General features: G+C 65.4%; 23 protein-coding genes. 15 read left to right on the plus strand and 8 right to left on the minus strand.

The window, feature by feature from the left end; genetic code table 11:
- Positions 1-55: 55 nt before the first annotated feature.
- From E8M84_RS01825 to E8M84_RS01840, 4 genes are all read left to right on the plus strand, one after another.
- Complete coding sequence (locus E8M84_RS01825; protein ID WP_137109465.1) at positions 56-1015, plus strand: dihydrodipicolinate synthase family protein; 960 nt, start codon at positions 56-58, stop codon at positions 1013-1015.
- A 1-nt stretch (position 1016) separates the two neighbouring features.
- On the plus strand, positions 1017-2249 hold the full coding sequence (locus tag E8M84_RS01830) for an FAD-binding oxidoreductase (protein WP_137109466.1): 1233 nt from the start codon (positions 1017-1019) through the stop codon (positions 2247-2249).
- A 1-nt stretch (position 2250) separates the two neighbouring features.
- Complete coding sequence (locus E8M84_RS01835) at positions 2251-3252, plus strand: 4-hydroxyproline epimerase (protein ID WP_137109467.1); 1002 nt, start codon at positions 2251-2253, stop codon at positions 3250-3252.
- A gap of 359 nt (positions 3253-3611) precedes the next feature.
- Complete coding sequence (locus tag E8M84_RS01840) at positions 3612-4304, plus strand: hypothetical protein (protein WP_137109468.1); 693 nt, start codon at positions 3612-3614, stop codon at positions 4302-4304.
- A gap of 111 nt (positions 4305-4415) precedes the next feature.
- Here the strand turns inward: E8M84_RS01840 and uvrC are convergent, their stop codons facing one another.
- From uvrC to E8M84_RS01860, 4 genes are all read right to left on the minus strand, one after another.
- Positions 4416-6272, minus strand: coding sequence for an excinuclease ABC subunit UvrC (uvrC, locus tag E8M84_RS01845; protein WP_137109469.1), 1857 nt, complete (start codon positions 6270-6272; stop codon positions 4416-4418).
- Positions 6273-6573: 301 nt separating this feature from the next.
- Positions 6574-7347 (minus strand): SDR family oxidoreductase, encoded by a 774-nt coding sequence (locus E8M84_RS01850; protein ID WP_240790263.1) that lies wholly within the window; start codon positions 7345-7347, stop codon positions 6574-6576.
- Positions 7344-7529, minus strand: coding sequence for a hypothetical protein (locus tag E8M84_RS01855; protein ID WP_137109471.1), 186 nt, complete (start codon positions 7527-7529; stop codon positions 7344-7346). The genes E8M84_RS01850 and E8M84_RS01855 overlap by 4 nt, the downstream gene beginning before the upstream one ends.
- Positions 7530-8321, minus strand: coding sequence for a S49 family peptidase (locus E8M84_RS01860; RefSeq protein ID WP_137109472.1), 792 nt, complete (start codon positions 8319-8321; stop codon positions 7530-7532).
- Positions 8322-8381: 60 nt separating this feature from the next.
- On the opposite strand from E8M84_RS01860, the gene E8M84_RS01865 reads away from it, so the two are divergent.
- The 8 genes from E8M84_RS01865 to E8M84_RS01900 all read left to right on the plus strand — a co-directional run bounded on the left by E8M84_RS01865 (position 8382) and on the right by E8M84_RS01900 (position 16358).
- On the plus strand, positions 8382-9263 hold the full coding sequence (locus E8M84_RS01865) for a LysR family transcriptional regulator (protein WP_137109473.1): 882 nt from the start codon (positions 8382-8384) through the stop codon (positions 9261-9263).
- 86 nt (positions 9264-9349) lie between these two features.
- On the plus strand, positions 9350-9808 hold the full coding sequence (locus E8M84_RS01870) for a formate dehydrogenase subunit gamma (protein ID WP_137109474.1): 459 nt from the start codon (positions 9350-9352) through the stop codon (positions 9806-9808).
- Complete coding sequence (locus E8M84_RS01875) at positions 9805-11310, plus strand: NADH-quinone oxidoreductase subunit NuoF (protein ID WP_137109475.1); 1506 nt, start codon at positions 9805-9807, stop codon at positions 11308-11310. Before E8M84_RS01870 ends, E8M84_RS01875 begins: the two co-directional genes overlap by 4 nt.
- On the plus strand, positions 11307-11519 hold the full coding sequence (locus E8M84_RS01880; protein WP_137109476.1) for a DUF4287 domain-containing protein: 213 nt from the start codon (positions 11307-11309) through the stop codon (positions 11517-11519). Before E8M84_RS01875 ends, E8M84_RS01880 begins: the two co-directional genes overlap by 4 nt.
- 1 nt (position 11520) lies before the next feature.
- Positions 11521-14397 (plus strand): formate dehydrogenase subunit alpha, encoded by a 2877-nt coding sequence (gene fdhF / locus E8M84_RS01885; RefSeq protein ID WP_137109477.1) that lies wholly within the window; start codon positions 11521-11523, stop codon positions 14395-14397.
- Positions 14394-15194: a formate dehydrogenase accessory sulfurtransferase FdhD gene (gene fdhD / locus E8M84_RS01890; protein WP_137109478.1), complete on the plus strand. Its 801-nt coding sequence runs from the start codon at positions 14394-14396 to the stop codon at positions 15192-15194. Before fdhF ends, fdhD begins: the two co-directional genes overlap by 4 nt.
- Complete coding sequence (locus E8M84_RS01895) at positions 15184-15411, plus strand: formate dehydrogenase subunit delta (protein WP_137109479.1); 228 nt, start codon at positions 15184-15186, stop codon at positions 15409-15411. Before fdhD ends, E8M84_RS01895 begins: the two co-directional genes overlap by 11 nt.
- A gap of 164 nt (positions 15412-15575) precedes the next feature.
- A complete protein-coding gene (locus E8M84_RS01900) occupies positions 15576-16358 on the plus strand; it encodes a pyrroline-5-carboxylate reductase (protein WP_205914555.1) in 783 nt (260 codons plus the stop codon).
- A gap of 147 nt (positions 16359-16505) precedes the next feature.
- On the opposite strand, the gene rfbA is transcribed toward E8M84_RS01900, so the two are convergent.
- Genes rfbA through rfbC form a run of 4 tightly spaced genes read right to left on the minus strand, consistent with a single transcriptional unit; the run spans position 16506 to position 19832 of the window.
- Positions 16506-17396, minus strand: a complete 891-nt coding sequence (gene rfbA / locus E8M84_RS01905) for a glucose-1-phosphate thymidylyltransferase RfbA (protein ID WP_137109480.1) — start codon at positions 17394-17396, stop codon at positions 16506-16508.
- Positions 17393-18238: a dTDP-4-dehydrorhamnose reductase gene (gene rfbD / locus E8M84_RS01910; RefSeq protein WP_137109481.1), complete on the minus strand. Its 846-nt coding sequence runs from the start codon at positions 18236-18238 to the stop codon at positions 17393-17395. Before rfbD ends, rfbA begins: the two co-directional genes overlap by 4 nt.
- A complete protein-coding gene (gene rfbB / locus E8M84_RS01915; protein WP_137109482.1) occupies positions 18235-19272 on the minus strand; it encodes a dTDP-glucose 4,6-dehydratase in 1038 nt (345 codons plus the stop codon). Before rfbB ends, rfbD begins: the two co-directional genes overlap by 4 nt.
- Positions 19269-19832: a dTDP-4-dehydrorhamnose 3,5-epimerase gene (gene rfbC / locus E8M84_RS01920; protein WP_137109483.1), complete on the minus strand. Its 564-nt coding sequence runs from the start codon at positions 19830-19832 to the stop codon at positions 19269-19271. The genes rfbB and rfbC overlap by 4 nt, the downstream gene beginning before the upstream one ends.
- 153 nt (positions 19833-19985) lie before the next feature.
- On the opposite strand from rfbC, the gene E8M84_RS01925 reads away from it, so the two are divergent.
- The 3 genes from E8M84_RS01925 (at position 19986) to E8M84_RS01935 (ending at position 24107) form a co-directional block, all read left to right on the plus strand.
- Positions 19986-21035, plus strand: coding sequence for a saccharopine dehydrogenase (locus tag E8M84_RS01925; protein WP_137109484.1), 1050 nt, complete (start codon positions 19986-19988; stop codon positions 21033-21035).
- 98 nt (positions 21036-21133) lie between these two features.
- Positions 21134-22285, plus strand: a complete 1152-nt coding sequence (locus E8M84_RS01930; RefSeq protein ID WP_137109485.1) for a saccharopine dehydrogenase family protein — start codon at positions 21134-21136, stop codon at positions 22283-22285.
- Between the two features lie 88 nt (positions 22286-22373).
- On the plus strand, positions 22374-24107 hold the full coding sequence (locus tag E8M84_RS01935; RefSeq protein ID WP_137109486.1) for a heparinase II/III family protein: 1734 nt from the start codon (positions 22374-22376) through the stop codon (positions 24105-24107).
- Position 24108 lies beyond the last annotated feature (1 nt).

The following is a 24108-nucleotide window of genomic DNA, read 5'->3' on the forward strand; positions in this document are numbered from 1 at the left end:
GCTGTATTCTGACTGCATCCCACACAGACTCGCTTGGCCTTGAAAGGACCGGACCATGAAATCGGATATCTTCTCGGGCACGATCCCGGCGCTGATGACACCGTGCAAGGCGGACCGCTCGCCAGACTTCGACACGCTGGTTGCCAAGGCGAAGGAACTGATCGGCCTTGGCATGTCTGCAGTCGTCTATTGCGGGTCGATGGGGGATTGGCCGCTTCTGACCACCGAACAGCGGATGGAGGGGGTGGAGCGGCTGGTGAAGGCCGGGATCAAGGTCGTTGTCGGGACGGGCGCTGTAAATACAGCGACCTCTGCCGCCATCGCCGCGCATGCCGAGAAAGTGGGGGCACATGGTCTGATGGTCATCCCCCGCCTGCTATCGCGCGGCACGGTGGTCGCGACCCAGCGGCTGCATTTCAAGGCGGTGCTGTCGGCAGCGCCGAGCCTGCCAGCAGTGATCTACAACAGCCCCTACTACGGCTATTCGACCAAGGCCGACCTCTTCTTCCAGATCCGGGCGGAGCATCCGAATCTGGTCGGGTTCAAGGAATTCGGCGGCTATGACGACCTGTCCTATGCGGCCAACGCGATCACCGGGGCCTCGCCAGACCTCAAGCTGATGATCGGTGTAGATACAGCGGTCTACCACGGCTATGTCAACTGCAACGCCGACGGCGCGATCACCGGGATTGGGAACGTCCTGCCGCGCGAGGTGCTGCATCTGGTCTCGCTGTGCAAGGCGGCACAGAAGGGCGATGCCGAGGCGCGGCGGCTGGCCTATGAACTGGACCAGGCGATGCAGGTCCTGTCGGAAGTCGACGCGGGCCCGGATTTGGTCTTGTTCTTCAAGCACATGATGGTCTTGCGCGGCGAGGCGGCGTATACACACCACTTCAACGAGGGCGATGAGCTGTCGGCCAGCCAGAAGGGTTTTATCGAGGCGCAGCTGCGCATGTTCGACGCCTGGTATGCCGATTGGTCCAAGCAACCCGAGGCCCGGAAGTACGCCGCCTGACATGACCGAAGTCACCGTCATCGGGGCCGGGGTCATCGGCCTCTCTGCTGCCCTGATGGCGCAGGCGCGGGGGCTGTCAGTCACCGTGATTGACCGGGAAGGCCCCGCAGCGGGGGCATCGACCGGAAACGCCGGTGCTTTCGCCTTCACCGATATCCTGCCGCTGGCCTCTCCCGGCATCCTGCGGAAGGCGCCGAAGTGGTTGCTGGACCCCCTTGGCCCGCTGACCATTCCGCCAGCCTATGCGCTGCAGATCACCCCCTGGCTGTACCGGTTCTGGCGGGCCTGTTCGCCGCGTGCGGTTGCGGCCTCGACCGCGGCCCAGACCTCGATGATGGAGCTGTCCAGGGCCGAGTTAGAGCCATTTCTGGCCGCGACCGGCACGTTGGGGATGCTGATGAAATACGGCAACCTGCAGGTCTACGAGACCGAGGCCGAGTTCCGCGCCGCACTGCCGGGGTGGGAGGCGCGAACCGAGCACGGGATCGAGTTCCGCCACATGACCGCCGAGGAGATGGCCGAGTTGCAGCCCGGCCTTTCCCCCCGTTTCACCCGCGGCACCTTCACCCCCGGCTGGTGGTCCATCGCCGACCCGAAGGACTATGTGCTGGCGCTGGCCGAGCGGTTCCAGGCCGAGGGCGGGACGATCCTGCGGGCCGAAGTCACCGGGCTGAAGCCGCAAGACAGTGGCGTGTCCATACAGACGAAATCCGCGCCGTTGTCCGCTGACAAGGTGGTCCTTGCGGCCGGAGCCTTCTCCCACCGGATTGCAGCGACGCTGGGGGAGCGGATCCCGCTGGAAACCGAGCGCGGCTACAACACAACGCTTCCGGCAGACGCGCTGGACCTGCGTTGTCAGGTCACTTTCGGGGGGCATGGCTTCGTCGTTTCGCGCCTGACGACCGGAGTTCGCGTCGGCGGTGCAGTGGAACTGGGAGGCCTATCCCTGCCGCCGAACTACAAGCGGTCCGAAGCGATGTTGCGGAAAGCGAAGACTTTCTTCCCGACGCTGAAAACGGAGGGTGGCAAGCAGTGGATGGGGTTTCGGCCTTCGTTGCCCGACAGTCTGCCGGCCATCGGGCGGTCCAAGGCCTCACCGCATGTTGTATATGCCTTCGGTCACGGTCATCTTGGCCTGACCCAAAGTGCGGGGACAGCGCGGCTCGTGGCGGATTTGTTGACCGACGCCAGACCCCCGCTGAACCTGACTCCCTTCTCTCCCCAAAGGTTCTGACATGGCCGTATATACGTTCTCTTGCTTCGATGGGCACACCTGCGGCAACCCGGTGCGGCTGGTGTCGGGCGGAGGTCCCCGGTTGGAGGGCGCGACGATGCTGGAGCGCCGGGCCCATTTTCTGAAGGATTACGACTGGATACGGACTGGCTTGATGTTCGAACCGCGCGGGCATGACATGATGTCGGGGTCGATCCTCTACCCGCCGACCCGGGCCGATTGCGACGTTGGAGTGCTGTTCATCGAGACTTCCGGCTGCCTGCCGATGTGCGGGCATGGGCTGATCGGGACGGTGACGATGGGGCTGGAGAATGGGCTGATTGCTCCGCGCGAACCGGGGAGGTTGGCGGTGGATGCTCCAGCTGGACGCGTCGAGGTTTCGTATATACAGGACGGGCGGTTTGTCGAGGAAGTGCGGCTGACCAATGTGCCGGGTTTCCTTTATGCAGAAGGACTTACGGCGGAAGTTGAGGGTTTGGGCGAGGTCGTGGTGGACGTGGCCTATGGCGGAAATTTCTACGCGATTGTGGAGCCGCAGAAGGCCTTCCGCGACATGGCGGACCATACGGCGGGGGAGCTGGTGGGGTGGTCGCCGAAGCTGCGGGCGGCGCTGAATGCGAAGTATGAGTTCGTACATCCCGAGCATCCGGCGATCCAGGGGCTGAGCCATATCCTATGGACGGGCAAGCCGACGGTGCCGGGGGCGCATGCCCGTAACGCTGTGTTTTATGGGGAAAAAGCGATTGATCGCAGCCCTTGCGGGACGGGGACCTCGGCCCGGATGGCGCAGCTGGCGGCGAAGGGGAAGCTGGCCGTGGGGGACGAGTTCCACCATGAGAGCATCATCGGATCGATCTTCAAGGGACGGGTCGAGGCTGCTGTCACGGTTGCTGGGAGGGAAGCGATTGTGCCCTCCATCGCCGGGTGGGCGCGGCAGACCGGGATCAACACGATCTTCATCGACGACCGCGATCCGTTTGCGCATGGGTTCGTGGTGAAGTAGGCGCTGGCCCGGCGTTCGCGGTGTTAGATCAAGGGGTTGGCTGTAGATTCGGCGGCTACTTTGCGTCTACATCGCGTCTATAGTCCATGCATACGCGCTTATGCACGGGGGGTCGTTAACCATCCGTCGCGAATTGGGGCTGGCGGGGTGCCCCCCACCCCCGGCCCCTCCCCACGTTGGGGGAGGGGAGGCGCTTGGGGCTTCTGGTGTTTGGGGGTGGTTAGGGGAGTGCCTGGGGTGGGCGGCGGATGCCTCCGGCATGGATATTTGGGGACAGATGAATGGTATGGGGATTCGGAGGGCCGCCGGGCGTTGGTGTGCTAGGGTGAGGCGGTGCCGTTGAGGTTGGGTGATTTCCGATGAAGAAGATTCTTGTCAGGGTCGCCTTGGTTGCACTGGCATTTCTGGCGCTTCGTGGATGCTTTGGCACAAGCTGGAACCAGCGGCTGACCCTAGTGATCGAGACGCCTCAGGGCGAGGTGAGCGGGTCGTCGGTGACCAAAGTCTCATTTTCTCCAAGAAACAAGATCATCCTGCGCGATCTTGATAGTTCGACACTGAGGTTGAGAGGAGAGGCGGCGATGGTCGAGGTTCTCCCCGGCCGTTGGCTCTTTGCGCTTCTGCCGGATCAGGAACGTCTGCTCTACAGCTATGTGAGCGACCAACAAGCGGACGGACACATCGGGTTGGAGGAGGCAATCCCAGTGATCCAAGACCAGACTGACCCACTTACACTCGACCCGAACTCCAGGAGTAGCCTCGATTTCGCTACCCGCTACCCGATCCTGGTGACCTTCGACGACATCACGAAACCCGAGACGGTGCGACAAGTAGACCCAAAGAACCTTGCGGCGGTGTTTGGTGAGGGGGTTCGGTTGAAGGCGGTGAAGCTGGAGATCACGGAGGAAGCGGTGACAGAGGGGAGGGTTGAGGGGGTGTTGGGGTGGTTGGGACCATATCCAGAACCACACCTGATTCCAGGCGATGGGCGCTCATCGGCGGCCCCATTTGGAATGACGGTGAGCCACGGTGACTTCATCCGACGACCATAGTGCGATCCTGTCATCCCCGCGAAGGCGGGGATCCATGTGTCCGGCCTGTGGTTCCCCGCCTTCGCGGGGATGACAGGGTGGAAAGAGTCGGGGTGAACCCCGACCTACGGGTCACCCCTTTGCGGAGAAGTAGTCCGCGATGGTTTTGGCCATGGCTTGGGAAATGCCGTCCACGGCCTGCAGGTCCTCTACCCCCGCCCGTGCCACAGCCTTCGCGCTGCCGAAATGCTGGAGGAGGGCGCGTTTGCGGGTGGCTCCAATGCCGGGGATGTCGTCGAGGGGGGTCAAGCTGACCGCCTTCGCCCGTTTGGCGCGGTGGGCGCCGATGGCCCAGCGGTGGGCCTCATCCCGGAGGCGCTGGATGAAGTAGAGGACGGGGTCGTTCCGTTGCAGGGCGAAGGGGCGTTCGCCGGGGCGGTGGAATTCTTCCTTCCCGGCGTCGCGGTCGATGCCTTTGGCGACGCCGACCATCGGGATGTCCTCGACGCCGAGTTCGTTCATGATCTCGGCCACGGCTGACACCTGCCCTGCCCCGCCGTCGATCAGCAGAAGGTCGGGCCACATGTCGGTCTTCCGTTCCGGGTCTTCCTTGAGCAGGCGCTCGAAGCGGCGGGTCAGGACTTCCTTCATCATGCCGAAGTCGTCGGAGTTGGCCCCGGCCTCGGACTTGATGTTGAACTTGCGGTACTGCGATTTCAGGAAGCCCTCGGCCCCCGCGACGATCATCCCGCCCACGGCATTGGTGCCCTGGATGTGGGAGTTGTCGTAAACCTCGATCCGCTGCGGGGGGGCGTCCAGGTCGAAGGCTTCGGCCAGGCCATGGAGGAGTTTGTTCTGCGTGGTCGACTCGGCCATCCGGCGGGCGAGGCTTTCGCGGGCGTTGCGCGTGGCGTTTTCGACGAGTTCGGCCTTTTCGCCGCGCTGGGGGACGGCGAGTTCGACCTTGCGGTTGGCGCGGGCGGTCAGGGCTTCGGTCACCAGGTCGGGGTTGTCGACGGGGTGGGAGAGGAGGATCAGGCGGGGCGGGTCCTTGTCGTCGTAGAACTGGGTGAGGAAGGCCTCCATGATCTCGGGCGCTTCGGCGCCGGCGCCGGTCTTGGGGTAGAAGTCGCGGTTGCCCCAGGACTGGTTGGCGCGGATGAAGAAGACCTGGACGCAGGCCTGGCCGTGTTCGAGGTGGAGCGCGACGACGTCGGCCTCGGAGACGCCTTGCGGGTTGATGCCCTGGGTCTGCTGGACCTGGGTGAGGGACTTGATCCGGTCGCGCAGGGCGGCGGCGCGTTCGAATTCCATCGCTTCGGAGGCCTCGGTCATGGCTTTCGCGAGGTCGGCCTGGACGGAGGTAGACTTGCCTTCCAGGAAGCGTTTGGCGTCGTCGACGAGGGTGGCGTAGCCCTCGGGGGTGATCTTGCCGACACACGGGGCAGAGCAGCGCTTGATCTGGTATTGCAGGCAGGGGCGGGTGCGGCTTTCGAACATCGAGTCCGAGCAGTTGCGGAGGAGGAAGACCTTCTGCAGCTGGTTCAGGGTCCGGTTCACGGCGCCTGCGCTGGCGAAGGGGCCGAAGTAGGCGCCCTTTTCGGATTTCTTCCCCCGATGCTTCTTGATCTGCGGGAAGGGGTGTTCGGCCGAGATCAGGATATTCGGGAAGCTCTTGTCGTCACGCAGCAGCACGTTGTAGCGCGGCTTCAGCTGCTTGATCAGGTTCTGTTCGAGGAGCAGCGCCTCAAGTTCTGTCCGCGTGGTCAGGAACATCATCGAGGCGGTTTCATGGATCATCCGGGCGATGCGGCCGGAGTGGCCCGAGGGGCGGGCGTAGTTGGTGACGCGGGCCTTCAGGTTGCGCGCCTTGCCGACGTACAGCACCTCGGATGCCGCGTTCAGCATCCGGTAGACGCCGGGCGAGCCGTCGAGAGTGCGGAGGTAATCCTGGATCACCTCATGTCCGCTGCGGGGTTTTTCGTCCATGGTTTACACTATGTCGATTCTCGGTTCGGGCTGCCACCGAACGGGGGGCTAAGCAAGAGCAAAGCTGTCCACGGAATCTGGGGATAAGTCAGAGGAGAAGATTTCAGGAGAGCGGAATTTCCCTTGTTTTTGGCCCGGTTCGTGAGGATGCCTATTTTTTAAGCAGTTTATTAATGCATTGATTTTGCAAGATAAATATTTTTCCATCTGTGCAAATCCCTGAAATTTCAAACGAATTATGACCGCGGTGTGACAGAGCCAGGGGAAGTGGACAAGTTGACGCGGGGTTGCGTCGGAAGGCTTATTCCAAGCCCAGAACGTCGGGTGTCTTCCAGCCAAGATGCTGGCCCCCGTCAACGGCGATGAACTGGCCGGTAACACCTGGACTGTCGAGGAAGAAACCCAGCGCCGCAGTGATGTCCTGAGGGTTTGCCCCACGCTTCAGGACGGTTGCAGAGCGCTGCCTCGCAAAGTGGTCTTCGGTTTGCCGGGCACCCTTGAGCGTCGGGCCGGGGCCGATCGCGTTGACGCGGATGTCCGGCGCAAGGCCCTGGGCGGCGGTCTGGGTCAGGGCCCAGAGGCCCATCTTCGCGATTGTGTAGGTGCTGAACTCGGGCGTCAGTTTCAGGATGCGCTGGTCGATCATGTTGACGATCAGGCCTTGGGCGAGGGGTTCGCCTGCTGCATCGGTTCTGGCCTTGGGGCACTGGCGGGCGAAGGCTTGCGTCAGGACGTAGGGCGCGCGGAGGTTCGATTCGATATGGCGGTCCCAGCTGGCGCGGGTTGCGGTGTCGATCCGGTCGTATTCGAAGATCGAGGCGTTGTTGACCAGAACCGTCAGCGGGCCAAGGGCGGCGGTGGCGGCGGGGATCAGGGCCTGGACCTGTGCCTCGTCCAGAAGATCGGCCTGGAACGCTTGTGCCCGGCGGCCCATCGCGCGGATTTCGGTTGCGACGGCCTCGGCTTCATCGGCGGACGAGGCGTAGTGCACCGCGACGTCGTGCCCCCGTCCCGCCAGATACAGCGCCATCGCCCGGCCCAGCCGCTTGCCCGCGCCCGTCACCAATGCCGTCATTTCGCCTTGCCCCCGCAGTCGCATGTCTTCTGACCGATCAGGTAGCGCCCGCATTTGCCGCAGCGAGGGGGGCCTTCGCGTTTCCGCAGAACTTTTGGCAGTGCCGAGGGGAACAGCGCCCGTCCGACCAGCGCGATCAGCACCATGGCGCCGAGAAAGACGATGATGGTCTTGAACAGCATCTAGAGGCCGTACCTTGCCCAGAGCGCGCGATCTTCGACTGCGCCCAGGGTCTCATCCACCAGTGACAGTCCAAGCCGCTGGAACAGGCTGCGCTTGCGCCCAAGGGGCACAAGTTTCACCTTGTCGCCGTAAAGCGACTTAAGCTTTGGCACCAGATGCGCGACGCCGTCGGTCAGGCCAAGGTCAACGGACTGTTGCCCCACCCAGATGTCTGCGTTGAAAAGATCCGCCGCCTCGTCCAGCCGTCTCCCGCGTGAGCGTTTCACATGGTCAATGAAGGCCTGATGTATCGGGGTTTGCAGGGCCTTCAGGCGGTCCACGTCCTCGGGCTTTTGCGGCAGGAAGGGGTCGGCGAAGCTTTTCGACCGGCCTGCGGTGACGACACGCCGTTCGACGCCCTGGCGGGCCATCAGTTCGGGGAAGCCGAAGCTGGCAAAGATCACCCCGATCGACCCAACGATGCTGCTTTGGTCCACCCAGATGTCGTCGGCGGCGCAGGCGAGCCAGTAGCCGCCTGAGGCCGCAACATCCTCGACAAAGGCATGGACGGGGATCTTCTTCTCGTCGGCCAGCCGACGGATGCGGGCGGCAATCAGGCTTGACTGCACCGCCGAGCCGCCAGGGGAGTTGACCTGAAGCGCCACCGCGGCGGGCTTCAGCTTGAAGGCTTTCTCGATCAGCGGGGCCAGCGCCTCATCATTCAGGGACCGGGTGCCGGTGCCGATGGTGCCGCCAAGGCGGATCACAGCGACGAGGGGCGGTTTCGGCAGGAAGGGGAGGAAGCGTCTCATGGCCCAGAGGTAAGCCGTGCGGGGCTTGCGGGCAAGGGCGGGGCGGGGCAGGGTTCGGGAATGATCGACAAGCTGGAAATGTTCATCGCGCTGGCGAAGGAACGGCACTTTGGCCGCGCGGCGGAGGTGTGCGGGGTGACGCAGCCCTCGCTGTCCTCCGCGATCCGGCAGCTGGAGGATCAGCTGGGCGTACAGCTGGTGTTCCGCGGGAGCCGGTTTCAGGGCCTGACGCCGGAAGGCCAGCGGGTGCTGGACCGGGCCTTGGGCATCGTGGGCGATGTGCGGGCGCTGAAGGACGAGATGCGAGTGGTGCGATCCGGTCTGTCGGGAAATCTGCGGATCGGGGTGATCCCGACGGCGCTGCCGATGGTCGCGGACCTGACCGGACCGTTCACGCAGAAGCACCCCAACGTGCGGGTGTCGATCCTGTCGCGCACCAGTGTCGAGATCCTGACGGGGATCGAAGCCTTGGACCTTGAGGCGGGGATCACCTATCTGGACAACGAACCCCTGGGGCGGGTCAGCCAGGTGCCCTTGTACACAGAGTTCTATCGGCTCCTGATCGCCCCGGGGTCCGATCTGGCGCACCGTCGGCATGTCAGCTGGGCAGAACTGTCCGGTGTACCGCTTTGCCTTCTGACCTCGGACATGCAGAACCGGCGGATCGTGAACCAGCATCTGGGCGAGGCCGGGGTAGCGGCGGTTCCGATGATCGAGTCGAATTCCACCATGGCGCTGGTAAGCCATGTGCTGACCGGGCGCTGGGCTTCTGTGGTACCGAAGAAGCTGGCCGACATGTTCGTGGCCGATGGGCGGTTGGTGTCGATCCCGATTGTCGAGCCTGAGGCGGAGCATACCGTGGGCCTGATTGCCGCGCGGCGCGACCCGCAGACGCCGGTCCTGCAGGCCCTGGTCGACGAGGCGGTGCGGCTGTTTCGATAGGCTTTGCCTATTGATTGACGGTATATCAACATTGAAAACCATATCAATCGGCGTATACCTCTGTATGCTAGCCAGAGGTCGCCCGCATGCTCGATTCCCACGTCCAATCTGACCGGATCGCCGAGATCCTTGAGGCCCATAAAGGATTGGAGGGGCCGCTTCTGCCGATCCTCCACGCGATTCAGGAGGCGTTCGGGTATGTGCCGGACAGCGCAGTCCCGCAGATCGCCAAGGCGCTGATGCTGTCCAAGGCGGAAGTGCACGGGGTGGTCAGCTTCTACCACGACTTCCGCGAAAAGCCGGCGGGGCGGCATGTGCTGAAGCTGTGCCGGGCCGAAGCGTGCCAGACCATGGGCGCGGATGCTGTCGCGGATCGGATCAAGACGGCGCTGGGGATTGATTGGCACGAGACGACGGCGGATGGCCGCGTGACGCTGGAGCCGGTCTTCTGCCTGGGCCTCTGCGCCTGCGGACCGGCGGCGATGGTCGACGGGCGGCTGGTGGGCCGCTGCGATGAGGGCGTGCTGGCGGAGGTGGCGAAATGAAGGTTTTCGTTCCGCTGGATTCGGCGGCGGTTGCGCTGGGGGCTGACAAGCTGGCTTCGGCGATTGTGGCTGACGGTGCGGCGCGAGGGGTTGCCGTTGAGGTCGTGCGGAACGGGTCGCGCGGGATGGTCTGGCTGGAGCCGCTGGTCGAGGTGGTGACGGATGCGGGCCGGATTGGCTTTGGCCCGATGACGCTGGAGGATGTGCCGGGGCTGTTCGGAGATCTGGCCGCGCATCCGAAGGCGCTTGGGCTGGTCGAGGAGCTGCCCTGGATGAAGGGGCAGACGCGGCTGACGTTTGCTCGGGTGGGGGTGATCGATCCCCTGTCGCTGGACGACTACCGGGCACATGGCGGCCTCAAGGGGCTGGAGCGCGCAAAGGGCATGACCAAGGCCGAGATCGTGGCCGAGGTGACGGAGTCAGGCCTGCGGGGCCGGGGCGGTGCGGGGTTCCCGACGGGGATCAAGTGGAAGACCGTCTCGGAAGCTGCCGGGGAGCAGAAATACATCGTCTGCAACGCGGATGAGGGCGACAGCGCCACCTTCGCAGACCGGATGCTGATGGAAGGCGACCCCTTCACCCTGATCGAAGGCATGGCGATTGCCGGGTTGGCTTGCGGGGCGACCAGGGGCTATGTGTATATACGCAGCGAATATCCGGTGGCGATCCGGGTGATGGAAGCTGCTGTTGTCGTGGCCCGCGAGGCTGGCGTGCTGGGTCCGCAATTCGACATGGAAATCCGCGTCGGCGCGGGGGCTTATGTCTGCGGTGAGGAGACGTCGCTCTTGAACTCGCTGGAGGGCAAGCGCGGGGTTGTGCGGGCCAAACCGCCGCTGCCTGCGCTGCAAGGGTTCATGGGGCGGCCCACGGTGGTGAACAACGTGATCTCGCTGGCCTCGGTGCCTGTCATCATGGCCAAGAGGGCGGCGTTCTATAAGGACTTCGGGCTGGGGCGGTCGCGCGGGACTATCCCGCTGCAGATCGCCGGAAACGTGAAGCGCGGCGGGCTTTACGAGGTGGCGTTCGGGCTGACGCTGGGCGAGATCGTGAATGAGATTGGCGGCGGTACCGCCTCAGGTCGCCCGGTCAAGGCCGTGCAGGTCGGAGGCCCGCTGGGGGCATGGTTCCCTCCGTCGCTGTTCGACACGCCGTTCGGGTATGAGGAGTTTGGCGCGAAGGACGGGTTGATCGGCCACGCCGGTCTGACCATCGCTGACGACAGCACGGACATGCTGCAGATGGCCCGTTTTGCGATGGAGTTCTGCGCGATTGAAAGCTGCGGCAAGTGCACGCCCTGCCGCATCGGATCGACCCGTGGGGTGGAGACGATTGATCGGCTGGCCCGTGGTGATGCCAGCGCGATGCCGATCCTGACGGACCTGTGCAACACGATGAAACTTGGCTCGCTCTGCGCGCTGGGGGGGTTCACGCCCTATCCGGTGATGTCGGCGATCACGCATTTCCCGGATGATTTCGCCCGCGCGAAGGAGGCCGCCGAATGACCGAGAAGGTGAAGGGCCCTGCGTCCTACTTCCCCTCGATCGAGAAGACCTACGGTCAGCCGATGAGCCATTGGTTCGACGCGATCAAGGACAAGCTCGACCTGCCGCATATGCAGATCGTCGCGTTCCTGAAAGACACCCATGCGATGGGCCATGGCCATGCGAATGCCATCGTCGCCCACCAGCTTGCCGCCAGAAAAGGTGCCTGAGATGAAAGACTTCATCATCCCCGACCGCGATTTCGGCACCCCTGCCGCCAAGTCCAAGACGATGGTCACCCTGACCATCGACGGCTTTGACGTGACGGTCCCGGAAGGCACCAGCATCATGCGCGCGGCGGCTGAGGCGGGCATTCAGGTGCCGAAGCTTTGCGCCACCGACAGCGTTGACGCGTTCGGCTCCTGCCGGCTGTGCCTGGTAGAGATCGAGGGGCGGAATGGGACGCCTGCCTCTTGCACCACTCCGGTTGCGCCCGGCCTAAAGGTCCACACCCAGAACGCCAAGCTGAAACAGCTGCGGCGCGGAGTGATGGAGCTGTATATCTCGGACCACCCGCTGGATTGCCTGACCTGCTCGGCCAACGGCGATTGTGAGCTGCAGGACATGGCGGGGGCCGTGGGCCTACGCGATGTGCGGTATGAGGCTGTAGATACACACTTCAAGGTGAAGAACACCTCGGGCGAAGCGAACCCGCTGTATATACCGCGCGACGATTCCAACCCCTATTTCAGCTACGACCCGCAGAAGTGCATCGTCTGCTCGCGCTGTGTGCGGGCTTGCGAGGAAGTGCAGGGGACTTTCGCGCTGACCATCGAGGGCCGGGGCTTTGACAGCCGCGTGTCCTTCGGGGCGAAGACCGACAACGCGCTGGCCTCGGATTGCGTCAGCTGTGGCGCCTGCGTGCAGGCCTGCCCGACGGCGACCCTGCAGGAGAAGTCGATCATCGAGATCGGCACGCCGTCACATGCCGTCATCACCACCTGCGCCTATTGCGGCGTGGGTTGCCAGTTCAAGGCGGAAATGCGCGGCGATGAGCTGGTTCGCATGACCCCCTACAAACACGGCAAGGCGAACCGGGGCCATTCCTGCGTCAAGGGCCGCTTCGCCTATGGCTACGCTACGCACCAGGATCGCATCCTGAAGCCGATGATCCGCGACAGCATCGACCAGCCCTGGCAGGAAGTGTCCTGGGCGGAGGCGATGGAGTTTGCGGCGGCCAAGATGAAGGGCATCCAGGCCAAGTACGGGCGGAATTCGGTGGGGGTCATCACCTCCAGCCGCTGCACGAACGAAGAGGCTTACCTTGTTCAGAAGCTGACCCGTGCGGTGTTCATGAACAACAACACCGACACCTGCGCGCGGGTGTGCCATTCGCCGACGGGCTATGGGCTGGGGCAGACCTTCGGCACCTCGGCAGGGACGCAAGACTTTGATTCCGTTGAGGAAGCCGACGTCATCATGGTGATCGGGGCCAACCCCCATGCCGGGCACCCGGTGTTCGCCAGCCGGATGAAGAAGCGCCTGCGGAAGGGAGCGAAGCTGATCGTCGTCGACCCGCGCCGGACGGAAACCGTGGAAGGCCCGCACTACAAGGCCGCGCATCACCTGGCGCTGACGCCGGGGACGAACGTGGCTGTGGTTTCGGCGCTGGCGCATGTGATCGTGACGGAGAAGCTGTACAACGAAGAGTTCATCCGCACCCGCTGTGACTGGGACGAGTTCCAGGATTATGCCGAGTTCATCAGCCTCCCGAACCACTCGCCGGAAGCGGTGCAGATGGTTACTGGCGTTCCGGCTGAGGAAATCCGGCAGGCGGCGCGGCTGTATGCGACGGGCGGCAATGCGGCGATCTACTATGGGCTGGGCGTGACCGAGCATTCGCAAGGGTCCACCACCGTCATCGGCATCGCCAACCTCGCCATGCTGACCGGCAACATCGGGCGGCGCGGGGTGGGGGTGAACCCGCTGCGGGGGCAGAACAACGTGCAGGGCTCTTGCGACATGGGGTCCTTCCCGCATGAGCTGCCGGGCTATCGCCATGTGAAGAACCCCGAAGTCCGTGCGATCTACGAGAAGGCCTGGGGCGTCACGCTGGACCCGGAACCCGGCCTGCGCATCCCGAACATGCTCGACGCGGCGGTCGAGGGGACGTTCAAGGGGTTGTATTGCCAGGGTGAGGACATCCTGCAATCCGACCCCGACACCCACCACGTCGCGGCGGGTCTGGCGGCGATGGAGTGCGTGATCGTCCACGACCTGTTCCTGAACGAAACCGCGAACTACGCGCATGTGTTCTTCCCCGGGTCTTCGTTCCTGGAAAAGGACGGCACCTTCACCAATGCCGAGCGTCGGATAAACATGGTCCGCAAGGTGATGGCGCCGAAGCAGGGCTATGCCGACTGGGAAGTGACGCAGCTTTTCGCCAAAGCGATGGGCGCGGATTGGGGTTACACTCACCCGAGCCAGATCATGGAAGAGATCGCCATGACGACCCCGTCCTTCGCGGGGGTGTCCTATGAGAAGATCGAGACGATGGGCTCGATCCAGTGGCCCTGCAACGACAAGGCGCCCGAGGGCACGCCGCTGATGCACATCGACGGGTTTGTCCGGGGCAAGGGCAAGTTCATCCGCACCGAATACGTGGCGACGGATGAGAAAACCGGGCCGCGCTTCCCGCTGCTGCTGACGACGGGTCGCATCCTGTCGCAGTACAACGTCGGCGCTCAGACGCGGCGCACGGCGAACGTGGTCTGGCATGACGAGGACGTGCTGGAAATCCACCCGCACGACGCCGAAAACCGGGGCGTCCGGGATGGCGACTTCGTCCGTCTCGCCTCGCGGTCGGGGGAAACAACCCTGCGCGCGACGATCACCGACAAGGTTTCGCCCGGCGTGGTCTACACGACCTTCCACCACCCGGACACGCAGGCGAACGTCATCACGACGGACTTCAGCGACTGGGCGACGAACTGCCCGGAATACAAGGTGACGGCGGTGCAGGTCAGCCCCTCGAACGGGCCGTCGGAATGGCAGGAGGAATACGCGGCGCAGGCTGCCCTGTCGCGGCGGATTCTGGCGGCGGAATGAAGGGCGCGCGGCCAACCCCTCGGCTGGTGTTCGGGTCTTCGGTTGCGGCCGGAGAACGGGTGCTGCCCGATGAGGTGGCCGTGGCGCTGTCGTTCAACGGGACGACGCAGGCGGTGATGATGGCGACGCCGGCGGACCTGGAGGACTTCGGGGTCGGGTTCGCGCTGACCGAGGGAATCGCCCGGCCGGAGGAGATTTTGTCCGTCGAAGTGGTCGAGGTTGACCGGGGCGTTGACGTGCAGGTCTGGTTGCGGCCCGAAGCGGACGCTCGGCTGGCGGCGCGGCGGCGGGTGATGGCGGGGCCGGTGGGCTGCGGGCTCTGCGGGATCGACAGCATCGACCAGGCGCTGCGCGAGGTGCCGGTGGTGGTGCCGTCGCGGTTCCGGATGACCCCGGCGCAGGTTCTGGCGGCAGTGGCGGCCTTGCAGGGGGAGCAGCGGCTGCACGACGCGACGCGGGCGGTGCATGGGGCGGCGTTCTGGAACGGGCGGGTGCTGCTCGCGCGTGAGGACGTGGGCCGACACAACGCGCTGGACAAGCTGGTGGGCGGGATGATGCGGCAGGGGATCGCGCCGCAGGGTGCTGTGGTGCTGACCAGCCGGGTGTCGACGGACATGGTGCAGAAGGTCGCGATGCTGGGGGCGCCGATGGTGATTGCCGTGTCGGCCCCGACGGTCGCGGCGGTGGAGCTGGCGGAGGCGTCGGGGATTACTCTGATTGCCTTGGCGAAGGGGGACCGGTTCGAGGTCTTCAGCCACACGGATCGGATTTTGACGGAGGTGCCGCATGTCGGTTGAAAAGATCACGCGGATGGCGAACGACATCGCCAAGTTCATGGAATCGAAGCCGCATGACGAGGGGGTGGCGCTGCTTGCGGCCCACATCAACGACTTCTGGGACCCCCGGATGCGGCGGCAGCTGTTCGAGATCCTGGATGCGGGCGGGGCGGGGCTGCGGCCTCTGGTTCGGGACGCCGGGCCCGCGATCCGGCGGCCGGTGGCCGAGGCGGCGTGAGGCTGTCCACGGTGGACAAACGCTGATACCTTTGCAAGATCAATGGCTTGGTCTCAGCCGTTGAGAATTGATTAACCTCTTTTCTGGGGCTGGCTGCAACCCCCTCACCCTGACCCTCTCCCCCTGGGGGAGAGGGGACGCGGGTTGATGCGGCGGCACTTCCCTTGCAACGTCGCTGGGTCTGGAAGGTGGGGATTGCGGTGCGTCTGGGGTTCATCGGGACGGGAAACATCACTGCGGCGATGGTCGAGGGGCTGGGCGGCGGGGTGGTCCTGTCGCCTCGTGGCGCTGCGATGGCGGCGGACCTGGCCCGGCGGTTTCCTGGAGTGACGGTGGCCGAGAGCAATCAGGCGGTCGTCGAGCAGTGTGACATGGTGGTGCTGGCGATCCGGCCGCAGGTGGCGGAGGAGGTCGTGCGGGGGCTGCGATTCCGGGCGGGGCAGAAGGTGCTGAGCCTGGTGGCGGCGACGCCGGTCGAGGTGATCCGGGGGTGGATAGGGCTGGACCTGCCGGTGATCCGGGCGATCCCGCTGCCCTTTGTGGCGGACCGGCGCCGTGTGACGCCGATCATTCCGCCTGACCCGGAGGTGGCGGCGCTGTTCGACCGGCTGGGGCAGGCGGTGGAATGCCGGACGCAGGAGGAGTTCGACCTGCTGGCCGTGGGGTCGGCTCTGATGGGGAGCTACTTCGGGCTGTTGGAGGTGGCGCAGGATTGGCTGGTGGAGCGGGGCCTACCGGAGGCTGCGGCCAAGGACTACATGGCGGGGCTGTTCGCCAATCTGGGGCGGGAGGCGGAAGGGTCTGGGAAGAGTTTCGGCGCGCTGCGCGACGAGTATTCGACGCATGGCGGGCTGAACGAGCAGGTGTTCCGGGTGTTCGGCGAGGAAGGCGGGGTCGCGGCTTTGCGAGGGGCGCTGGGTCAGGTTCTGGAGCGCGTGCGAGGCTGAGCGGGCGCCCCCACCCCCGACCCCTCCCCACGGAGGGAGAGGGGAGGCACGGGGCGGGTGCGCGGAACTGGATGCGTCGGCTTTGGCCGGGGCGTTGCTGCCTCCGGCGGGAGTATTTGGAAAAGGGCAAATGGTTTGGGTGGGGGCCTAGCGTTTCGGGGCGGGCTGTTCCTTGAGGACGCTGGTCAGGTGCGCGCCGTAGCTGGACTTGCCGAAGACCTGGGCTTGGCGTTCCATCCCGGCGCGGTCGATCCAGCCCATCTGGAAGGCGATCTCGTCCGGGGAGCCGACCTGCATGCCTTGGCGGTCCTGCAAGGTGCGGACGAAGTTCCCGGCGTCGAGGAGGCTGCCCGGGGTGCCGGTGTCGAGCCAGGCAAAGCCGCGGCCCATGCGTTCGACCTGGAGCGAGCCCTCGGCGAGGTAGTGTTCGAGGACGTCGACGATTTCAAGCTCGCCACGCGGGGAGGGCTTGATCTGCGCGGCGATGTCAGGGGCGCGGCCGTCGAGGAAATAGAGGCCGGTGATGGCAAAGCTGGAGGGGGGGTCCTTGGGCTTCTCGATGATCTGGGTGACGCGGCCATCGGCGTCGAAGGCCGCCACGCCGTAGCGTTCGGGGTCGGAGACATGGTAGCCGAAGACTGTCCCGCCCGAGGGTTGTTGGTTGGCGCGGTGCAGAATCTCGGGCAGGCCGTGGCCGAAGAAGATGTTGTCGCCAAGGACCATGGCCGAGGGCGCGCCGTTCAGGAAGTCGCGGGTCAGAAGGTAGGCCTGCGCCAGACCTTCCGGCTTTTCCTGGATGATCCAGGTGAAGCTGACGCCCCATTGGCTGCCGTCGCCCAGAAGGCGCTGGAACTGGGGCTGGTCTTCGGGGGTGGTGATGATCGCGATCTCGCGGATGCCCGCCAGCATCAGGACCGAGATCGGGTAGTAGATCATCGGCTTGTCGTAGATCGGCAGCAGTTGCTTGGAGGTGCCCAGCGTGATCGGCCAGAGGCGGGAGCCGGTGCCCCCGGCGAGGAGGATGCCTTTGCGGGTCATTGGGTCAGCTCCTTCACGATCGCTTTCAGACCCTGCCGCCAGTCGGGGCGGGGGATGCCGAATGCGGCGGTAAATGCACTGCAATCAAGGCGGGAATTCAGCGGTCGTTTGGCCGGGGTGGGGTATTCGGCGGTGGGGATGTCATTGATCCGGCAGGGCAGGTTTGCCTCGGCCATGATGGCGCGGGCGAAATCGGCCCAACTGGTGTCGGGGGCGCCGGAGAAGTGGTGGGTGCCGCCGCTTGCGCCTTGGGTCATGGCTTTGGCGGCGGTGAGAAGCGCGTCGGCGATGGCGGCGGCGGGGGTCGGGCCGCCGATCTGGTCGGCGACGACGTTCAGGCTTTCCCGCTCGGCCCCGAGCCGCAGCATCGTTTTCACGAAGTTTGCGCCATGAGCGGAGACGACCCAGGAGGTGCGGAGGATGAGGTGGTTTCCGCTAGCGGCGCGGACGCCTTTTTCGCCGGCAAGTTTGGAGCGGCCGTAGGCGTTTTGCGGGGCGGTGGGGTGGTCGGGAGTGAAGGGCTGATCACCTGCGCCGTCGAAGACGTAGTCGGTGGAGATGTGGAGGAAGGGCACGCCCTTCGCGGCGGCGGCTTGGGCCATGGCGGTGGGGGCGTCGCCGTTGACCGTGGTGGCGGCAGCTTCCTCGGTTTCTGCCTTGTCGACGGCGGTCCAGGCGGCGGCGTTGATGATTGCCTGGGCGTCAGAGGCTGCGATCGCGGCGGCGCAGGCGGCGGGGTTCGTCAGGTCAGCCTCGTCGCGGCCAAGGTAGGTGGCGTCGGGGGCGAGGCGCTGAAGCTCGCGGGCGACCTGGCCGGTCTTGCCGAAAACGAGAAGCTTCATGCCTTGCCCAGCCTTTCGCCCACGCCTTGCCGGTTCAGGAGCGGGCGCCACCAGGCTTCGTTGTCGAGATACCAGCGGACGGTGCGTCTGAGGCCCTCTTCGACGGTGACCGAGGGCCGCCAGCCGAGTTCGTCGCGGATGCGGGAGGGGTCGATGGCGTAGCGGGCGTCGTGGCCGGGGCGGTCGGTGACGAAGGTGATCTGGTCGGAATAGGGGGTGGCCTTGGGGGCCATCTCGTCAAGGAGGGCGCAGATGGTGCGGACGAGGTCGATGTTGCGACGTTCGTTCTCGCCGCCGATGTTGTAGCTGCGGTTGAGTGCGCCCTTTTCCAGGACGAGGAGGAGGGCGTCGGCGTGGTCTTCGACGTAAAGCCAGTCGCGGATGTTTTCGCCCTTGCCGTAGACGGGGATGGGCTTGCCGTGCAAGGCGTTCAGGATGACGACGGGGATCAGTTTCTCGGGGAAGTGGTAGGGGCCGTAGTTGTTCGAGCAGTTGGTGAGGACCACGGGTAGTCCGTAGGTCTCGGCCCAGGCGCGGACGAGGTGGTCGGAGGCGGCTTTCGACGCGGAATAGGGCGAGCGGGGGTCGTAGGGGGTGTGTTCGGTGAACTGGCCTTCGAGGCCGAGGGAGCCGAAGACCTCGTCGGTGGAGATGTGGTGGAAGCGGAAGGCTTCGGGTTTTCCGGCGCGGGTCCAGTGGGCGCGGGCGGCCTCCAGCATGTTGAAGGTGCCGGTGATGTTCGTTTCGATGAAGTCCGCCGGGCCGTCGATGGAGCGGTCGACGTGGCTTTCGGCGGCGAGGTGCATCACTGCGGTGGGGTTGTGCAGCGCGAAGATGCGGTCAAGGGCAGAGCGGTCGCGGATGTCGGCTTGTTCGAAGCTGTAGAGGTTGGACTGGGCGACGGAGGCCACGTTGGCGGCGTTCGCGGCATAGGTCATTGCGTCGAGGTTGACGACTTCGTGGCCACGTTGGACGGCCAGGCGGACGACGGCGGAGCCGATGAAGCCGCAGCCGCCGGTGACGAGGAGCTTCATTCGGGGACCCCGTAGCGGAAGGGGTGGCCGATGTCTGACAGGAGGGGGGCCTTGGCGTCTTTGTCGGACAGGATCGGCGTCGTGGTGCCCCAGTCGATGCCAAGGGTCGGGTCATCCCAGCGGACGGCGCCGTCGTTTTCGGGGCTGTAGAGGTCAGAGCATTTGTACTGCACCTCGGTGTCGTCGGTGAGGGTGACGAAGCCGTGCAGGAAGCCCTTGGGAACGAACAGCTGGCGGCCGTTGTCTGGGGTCAGTTCGACGGAAACGTGTTGGCCGTAGGTGGGCGAACCGGTGCGGATGTCGACAGCGACGTCAAGGATCGCACCGCGCGAGCAGCGGACCAGCTTGTCCTGTGCGCGGGGTGGGGACTGGAAGTGGAGGCCACGCAGGGTGCCTTTGGTGGCCGAGAAGGAGTGGTTGTCCTGCACCCAAGGCAGGTCGAGGCCCGCGTCGGCCATGCGGGCGGCGTTCCAGGTTTCCATGAACCAGCCGCGCGCGTCGCCAAAGCGGCGGGGGGTGAGGATCAGGACGTCGGAAATCGCGGTGGGCTCAATCTGCATTGGCAAAACTCGGAAGGAACGGGTGGGGCAGACTTGCGACGATATGTGTCGCATTGCAAGTCGGGAAGGGCTGGAAACAGTCTGTTTGCGGGGTTTTGCAGCGGGGGGTCTTGGGCTATCACGAGGGCCGAGAGCTTGGGGAGGGACGGGGACATGACCCATCTTTGGGTGCGCGCGGAACAGCGGCCGAATGAAGAGCGGGTCGGTCTGACGCCCGAAGGCGCGGCGGCGCTGGTGAAGGCGGGGATCCGGGTGACGGTGGAGCGGTCGTCGGTCCGGGCGATCCCGCTGGACGGCTATGTCGCGGCGGGGTGCGAGATTGCCGAGGAGAACCTTTGGCCGAAGGCTCCCGCCGATGCGATCATCTTCGGGCTGAAGGAATTGCCGGAGGATGGGACGCCGCTGACGCACCGGCACATCATGTTCGGGCATGCCTACAAGGGGCAACCGGCGGGGCGGGTGCTGTTGCAGCGGTTCAAGGCTGGCGGCGGGGTGTTGTATGATCTGGAGTATCTGGTGGGCGAGGACGGTCGCCGGGTGGCGGCCTTTGGCTATTGGGCGGGCTATGCGGGGGCGGCTGTCAGCCTGAAATGCTGGGCGGCGCAACAGCGCGGGGGGATCGCGGGGCCGGTGCGGAAGGTGCCATCGAAGGATGCGCTTCTGGCTCAGCTGGGTGAGGAGTTGGCGGGACTTGGTCGCCCGCGCGCGATCATCATCGGGGCCTTGGGGCGCGTGGGCACGGGGGCTGCGGACCTGTGCACGGCGATGGGTGTCGCGGTGACGAAGTGGGACATGGCCGAGACGGCGAGCGGCGGGCCGTTCCCGGAGATCTTGCAGCACGAGATTTTCCTGAACTGCATTCTGGCGCGGCCGGGGTGTCCGGTGTTCGTGCCGGCCAGTGCTAAGACCGATGCGCGGAAGTTGACGGTGATCGGGGATATCGCCTGCGACCCGACCTCGGATTTCTCACCCATCAAGGTCTATGACCGGGCGACGGAGTGGGATTCTCCGGCTTTGCGGGTGCATGACAACCCACCGCTGGACGTGACGGCCATCGACAACCTGCCCTCACTGATGCCGGTGGAATCCTCGCAGGACTATGCGGCGCAGTTGCTGCCGTCACTGCTGACGCTGACGGCGCTGGACGCGGGCGTCTGGGGGCGGGCGAAGGTGGAATTCGACAGGCACGTCGCGGGCGTGTGAGCAACAGATCATCCGGGGACCCAAATTCCTTGAGGAAGGAATTTGTCAAAAATCTTGCTTAAGATTTTTGGGTTCTGGGGGCAAAGGGGAGTGAGAGCATGACGATCCATTGGTGCGGCACGGGGCTGTCGTCGATTCCGGGGCTGCGGCGGCTGATCGAGGCGGGGCATCCAGTCGTGGTCTGGAACCGCACGGTCGAGAAGGCCCGCGCCGAGGTGGGCGACCTGACGCAGGATGTCCGGGCGTTTTCGCTTGAGGCGCTGGGCGCGGCGTTGAAGCCAGGTGACATCGCTGTGTCAATGCTGCCTGCGGACCAGCATGTCGGGATCGCCAAGCTGTGTCTGGAGAAGGGCGCGAATTTCTGTTCGTCGTCCTACATCGCGCCCGAAATGCGGGAACTCGACCAGGCCTTCCGCGAGGCGGGGCTGGTGTCGATCAACGAGGTCGGGCTGGACCCCGGCATCGACCACCTGATGGCGCATGATCTGGTGGCGCGGTATCGGGCCTCGAAAGCCTATCACAACGACAACGTGCTGAGTTTCACCAGCTATTGCGGCGGGGTGCCGAAAGAGGCGAATGCCTTCCGCTACAAGTTCAGCTGGGCCCCGGCGGGGGTGCTGAAGGCTTTGCGGTCGCCCTCGCGCAGTTTGCGGCATTTCACCGAGCTGCGGGTCGCGCGGCCCTGGGATGCGATCAGCCGGTATGATGCTCCGCTGCCGCAGCCGGAGAGTTTCGAGGTTTATCCGAACCGCGACAGCTATCCGTTCATGGACGAGTACCGGTTTGAAAAGCACTGGAAGGTCAAGGACTTCGTCCGGGGCACGATCCGGCTGAACGGCTGGGCCGATGCCTGGGCGCCGATTTTCCGCGAGATCGAGGGGCTGGAGGGGAAACCCCTGGCCGAGATCAACGCGGCACTGGAAGCCCGGGCGGCGGCTCTCCTCAAGGACAACTCCTATGCCGAGGGTGAGCCGGACCGGGTGGTGCTGTTCGTGGCGCTGAAGGCCGAACGCGACGGCAAGCCGGTGTTCCACGAGACCTGGGCGATGGATGCCTGGGGCGATGTGCGTGGCACGGCGATGGGGCGGCTGGTGTCGGTGCCGGTGTCGCTGGCAATCGAGGCGGTGCTGGCGCGGGAAATCCCGGCGGGGGTGCATGGCGCGCCGCATGACCCGAAGCTTTTGGCGCGGTGGCTGGATCAGGTCGGGCATCTGGCGCAGTTCCTGCGGCGCATCGACCATCTGGCCTGAGGTGGGCCGTTCTTGGTGACAGACGCCCTGCCCTGTCCTATCATCGCCTGACGACCCGGGAGAACCGGGCAAACGAGCGAGGCAGGACGTGGGCAGCACAAGCAGCACGTCGAAACGATTTGACCGGCTGGCCGACAGGCTGGCGGTGCTGGCTGCGCGTGGAGCGCGGGCGGCGGGTGGGTTTGTGTCGCAGCCGGAGCCGCGGTCCATCGGCCAGCTGACCCGGGGGCGACAGCTGGTGCTGGGCAATGTGCTTCTGGCCGGGCATCTGGCCGAAGCCCCGGGCGGGTCGATCTGGGATATCGCGGCGCCGGATCCGGCCTTTGACCGGGATGCTCACGGCTTCGGCTGGCTGGACGATCTGGCGGCGCTGGGGACGAAAGAGGCGAAGGCGCGGGCGCAGGCCTGGACTTGGGACTGGATCGCGAAGTTCGGGGGCGGGCGGGGGCCGGGGTGGACGCCCGACCTTACGGGTCGGCGGATCATCCGCTGGGTGCATCACGCGACGATCCTTCTGAGTGGGCGGGACAAGGTCGACAGCGAGGCGTTCTACCGGTCGCTGTCGCGGCAATCGGCCTATCTGGCGCGGCGCTGGCGCAGTGCGGCGGAAGGGCTGCCCCGGTTCGAGGCGCTGACCGGGCTGGTCTATGCCGGAATCTCGCTGATCGGGATGGAGGCGCTCACGGGCCCCGCGACCGAGGCCTTGGCGGCGGCCTGCGAGGCGGATGTCGACGCAGAAGGCGGGATTCCGACGCGGAACCCAGAGGAATTGCTGGATGTCCTGACGCTGTTGACCTGGTCCGCCAGCGCGATGAGCGAGGCGGGCCAGACGGTCCCGCCTGCGGTTCAGGCGGCGATCACCCGGATTGCTCCGGCCTTGCGGGCGTTGCGGCATGCCGATGGCGAGTTGGCCCGGTTTCACGGTGGCGAGAAGGGAGCGGAGGGGCGGTTGGACCAAGCGCTGGCCTTGGCGGCGGTGCGGGCGGGGGCGACCCCGGCCATCGCGATGGGCTATGCGCGGCTGCATGGCGGGCGGACGACGGTGATCGTTGACGCCTCTGCCCCGCCGGGGGGACGGGCGGCGGAGACGGCGCATGCCTCGACCTGTGCCTTCGAGCTGACCTCGGGGCGGCGGCCGGTGGTGGTCAACTGCGGCTCGGGGCTGTCCTTTGGCCCGATGTGGCGGCTGGCGGCGCGGGCGACGGAGTGCCATTCGGTGCTGGCGATGGACCGGGTGTCTTCGTCCCGGCTGTATCCGACCGGCGAGGCGCTGGAGCATCGCGCGCAGGTCACGGCGACGCGGATGACCACGGGCAGCGAGGGGACGGACCTGTACCTGGCGCATGACGGCTGGCTGCGGACGCATGGGCTGACGGCAAGCCGCAGTCTGACCCTGAGCCATGACGGGCGGCGGCTGTCGGGGGTGGAGGCGCTGACCGCGTTGAAGGCCGAGGCGCGAAAGCGGTTCGAGGATGTGATGACCGCGACCGCGATGGCGGCGGGGCGTTTCGCGGTGCGGTTTCACCTGCATCCTGACGTCGATGCGGCGTTGGACATGGGGGGCGCGGCTGTCTCGATGGTCCTGCGCAGCGGCGAGATCTGGATCTTCCGGTCTTCGGGCGCGGCGGAACTGGCGCTGGAGCCCTCGGCCTACCTGGAAAAAGGGCGTTTGCACCCCCGTCCCAGCCTGCAAATTGTGCTGCGCGGGGAAGCGCGGGGCTTCGAGACACGGATAGGCTGGACCTTGGCGAAGGCAAAGGATACTCCGCTGGCGATCCGGGACCTGGAGGGCGTGGAGCCTGAGGACCCGCTGCCAGACTGAC

The sequence above is a fragment of the Rhodobacter sp. SY28-1 genome (genome assembly GCF_005222785.1).
Classification (GTDB): Bacteria; Pseudomonadota; Alphaproteobacteria; order Rhodobacterales; family Rhodobacteraceae; genus Tabrizicola.

Excerpts from the sequence above, each read along its gene's own strand:
- E8M84_RS01825 (WP_137109465.1), top strand. The coding sequence starts at position 56 with ATGAAATCGGATATCTTCTCGGGCACGATCCCGGCGCTGATGACACCG.
- uvrC (WP_137109469.1), bottom strand. The coding sequence starts at position 6,272 with ATGGACGAAAAACCCCGCAGCGGACATGAGGTGATCCAGGATTACCTC.
- E8M84_RS01880 (WP_137109476.1), top strand. The coding sequence starts at position 11,307 with ATGACCGAGAAGGTGAAGGGCCCTGCGTCCTACTTCCCCTCGATCGAG.
- rfbB (WP_137109482.1), bottom strand. The coding sequence starts at position 19,272 with ATGAAGCTCCTCGTCACCGGCGGCTGCGGCTTCATCGGCTCCGCCGTC.
- E8M84_RS01855 (WP_137109471.1), bottom strand. The coding sequence starts at position 7,529 with ATGCTGTTCAAGACCATCATCGTCTTTCTCGGCGCCATGGTGCTGATC.
- E8M84_RS01925 (WP_137109484.1), top strand. The coding sequence starts at position 19,986 with ATGACCCATCTTTGGGTGCGCGCGGAACAGCGGCCGAATGAAGAGCGG.
- E8M84_RS01875 (WP_137109475.1), top strand. The coding sequence starts at position 9,805 with ATGAAGGTTTTCGTTCCGCTGGATTCGGCGGCGGTTGCGCTGGGGGCT.
- E8M84_RS01850 (WP_240790263.1), bottom strand. The coding sequence starts at position 7,347 with ATGACGGCATTGGTGACGGGCGCGGGCAAGCGGCTGGGCCGGGCGATG.
- fdhD (WP_137109478.1), top strand. The coding sequence starts at position 14,394 with ATGAAGGGCGCGCGGCCAACCCCTCGGCTGGTGTTCGGGTCTTCGGTT.
- fdhF (WP_137109477.1), top strand. The coding sequence starts at position 11,521 with ATGAAAGACTTCATCATCCCCGACCGCGATTTCGGCACCCCTGCCGCC.
- E8M84_RS01870 (WP_137109474.1), top strand. The coding sequence starts at position 9,350 with ATGCTCGATTCCCACGTCCAATCTGACCGGATCGCCGAGATCCTTGAG.
- rfbA (WP_137109480.1), bottom strand. The coding sequence starts at position 17,396 with ATGACCCGCAAAGGCATCCTCCTCGCCGGGGGCACCGGCTCCCGCCTC.
- E8M84_RS01840 (WP_137109468.1), top strand. The coding sequence starts at position 3,612 with ATGAAGAAGATTCTTGTCAGGGTCGCCTTGGTTGCACTGGCATTTCTG.
- E8M84_RS01830 (WP_137109466.1), top strand. The coding sequence starts at position 1,017 with ATGACCGAAGTCACCGTCATCGGGGCCGGGGTCATCGGCCTCTCTGCT.
- E8M84_RS01865 (WP_137109473.1), top strand. The coding sequence starts at position 8,382 with ATGATCGACAAGCTGGAAATGTTCATCGCGCTGGCGAAGGAACGGCAC.
- rfbC (WP_137109483.1), bottom strand. The coding sequence starts at position 19,832 with ATGCAGATTGAGCCCACCGCGATTTCCGACGTCCTGATCCTCACCCCC.
- E8M84_RS01930 (WP_137109485.1), top strand. The coding sequence starts at position 21,134 with ATGACGATCCATTGGTGCGGCACGGGGCTGTCGTCGATTCCGGGGCTG.
- rfbD (WP_137109481.1), bottom strand. The coding sequence starts at position 18,238 with ATGAAGCTTCTCGTTTTCGGCAAGACCGGCCAGGTCGCCCGCGAGCTT.
- E8M84_RS01895 (WP_137109479.1), top strand. The coding sequence starts at position 15,184 with ATGTCGGTTGAAAAGATCACGCGGATGGCGAACGACATCGCCAAGTTC.
- E8M84_RS01835 (WP_137109467.1), top strand. The coding sequence starts at position 2,251 with ATGGCCGTATATACGTTCTCTTGCTTCGATGGGCACACCTGCGGCAAC.
- E8M84_RS01860 (WP_137109472.1), bottom strand. The coding sequence starts at position 8,321 with ATGAGACGCTTCCTCCCCTTCCTGCCGAAACCGCCCCTCGTCGCTGTG.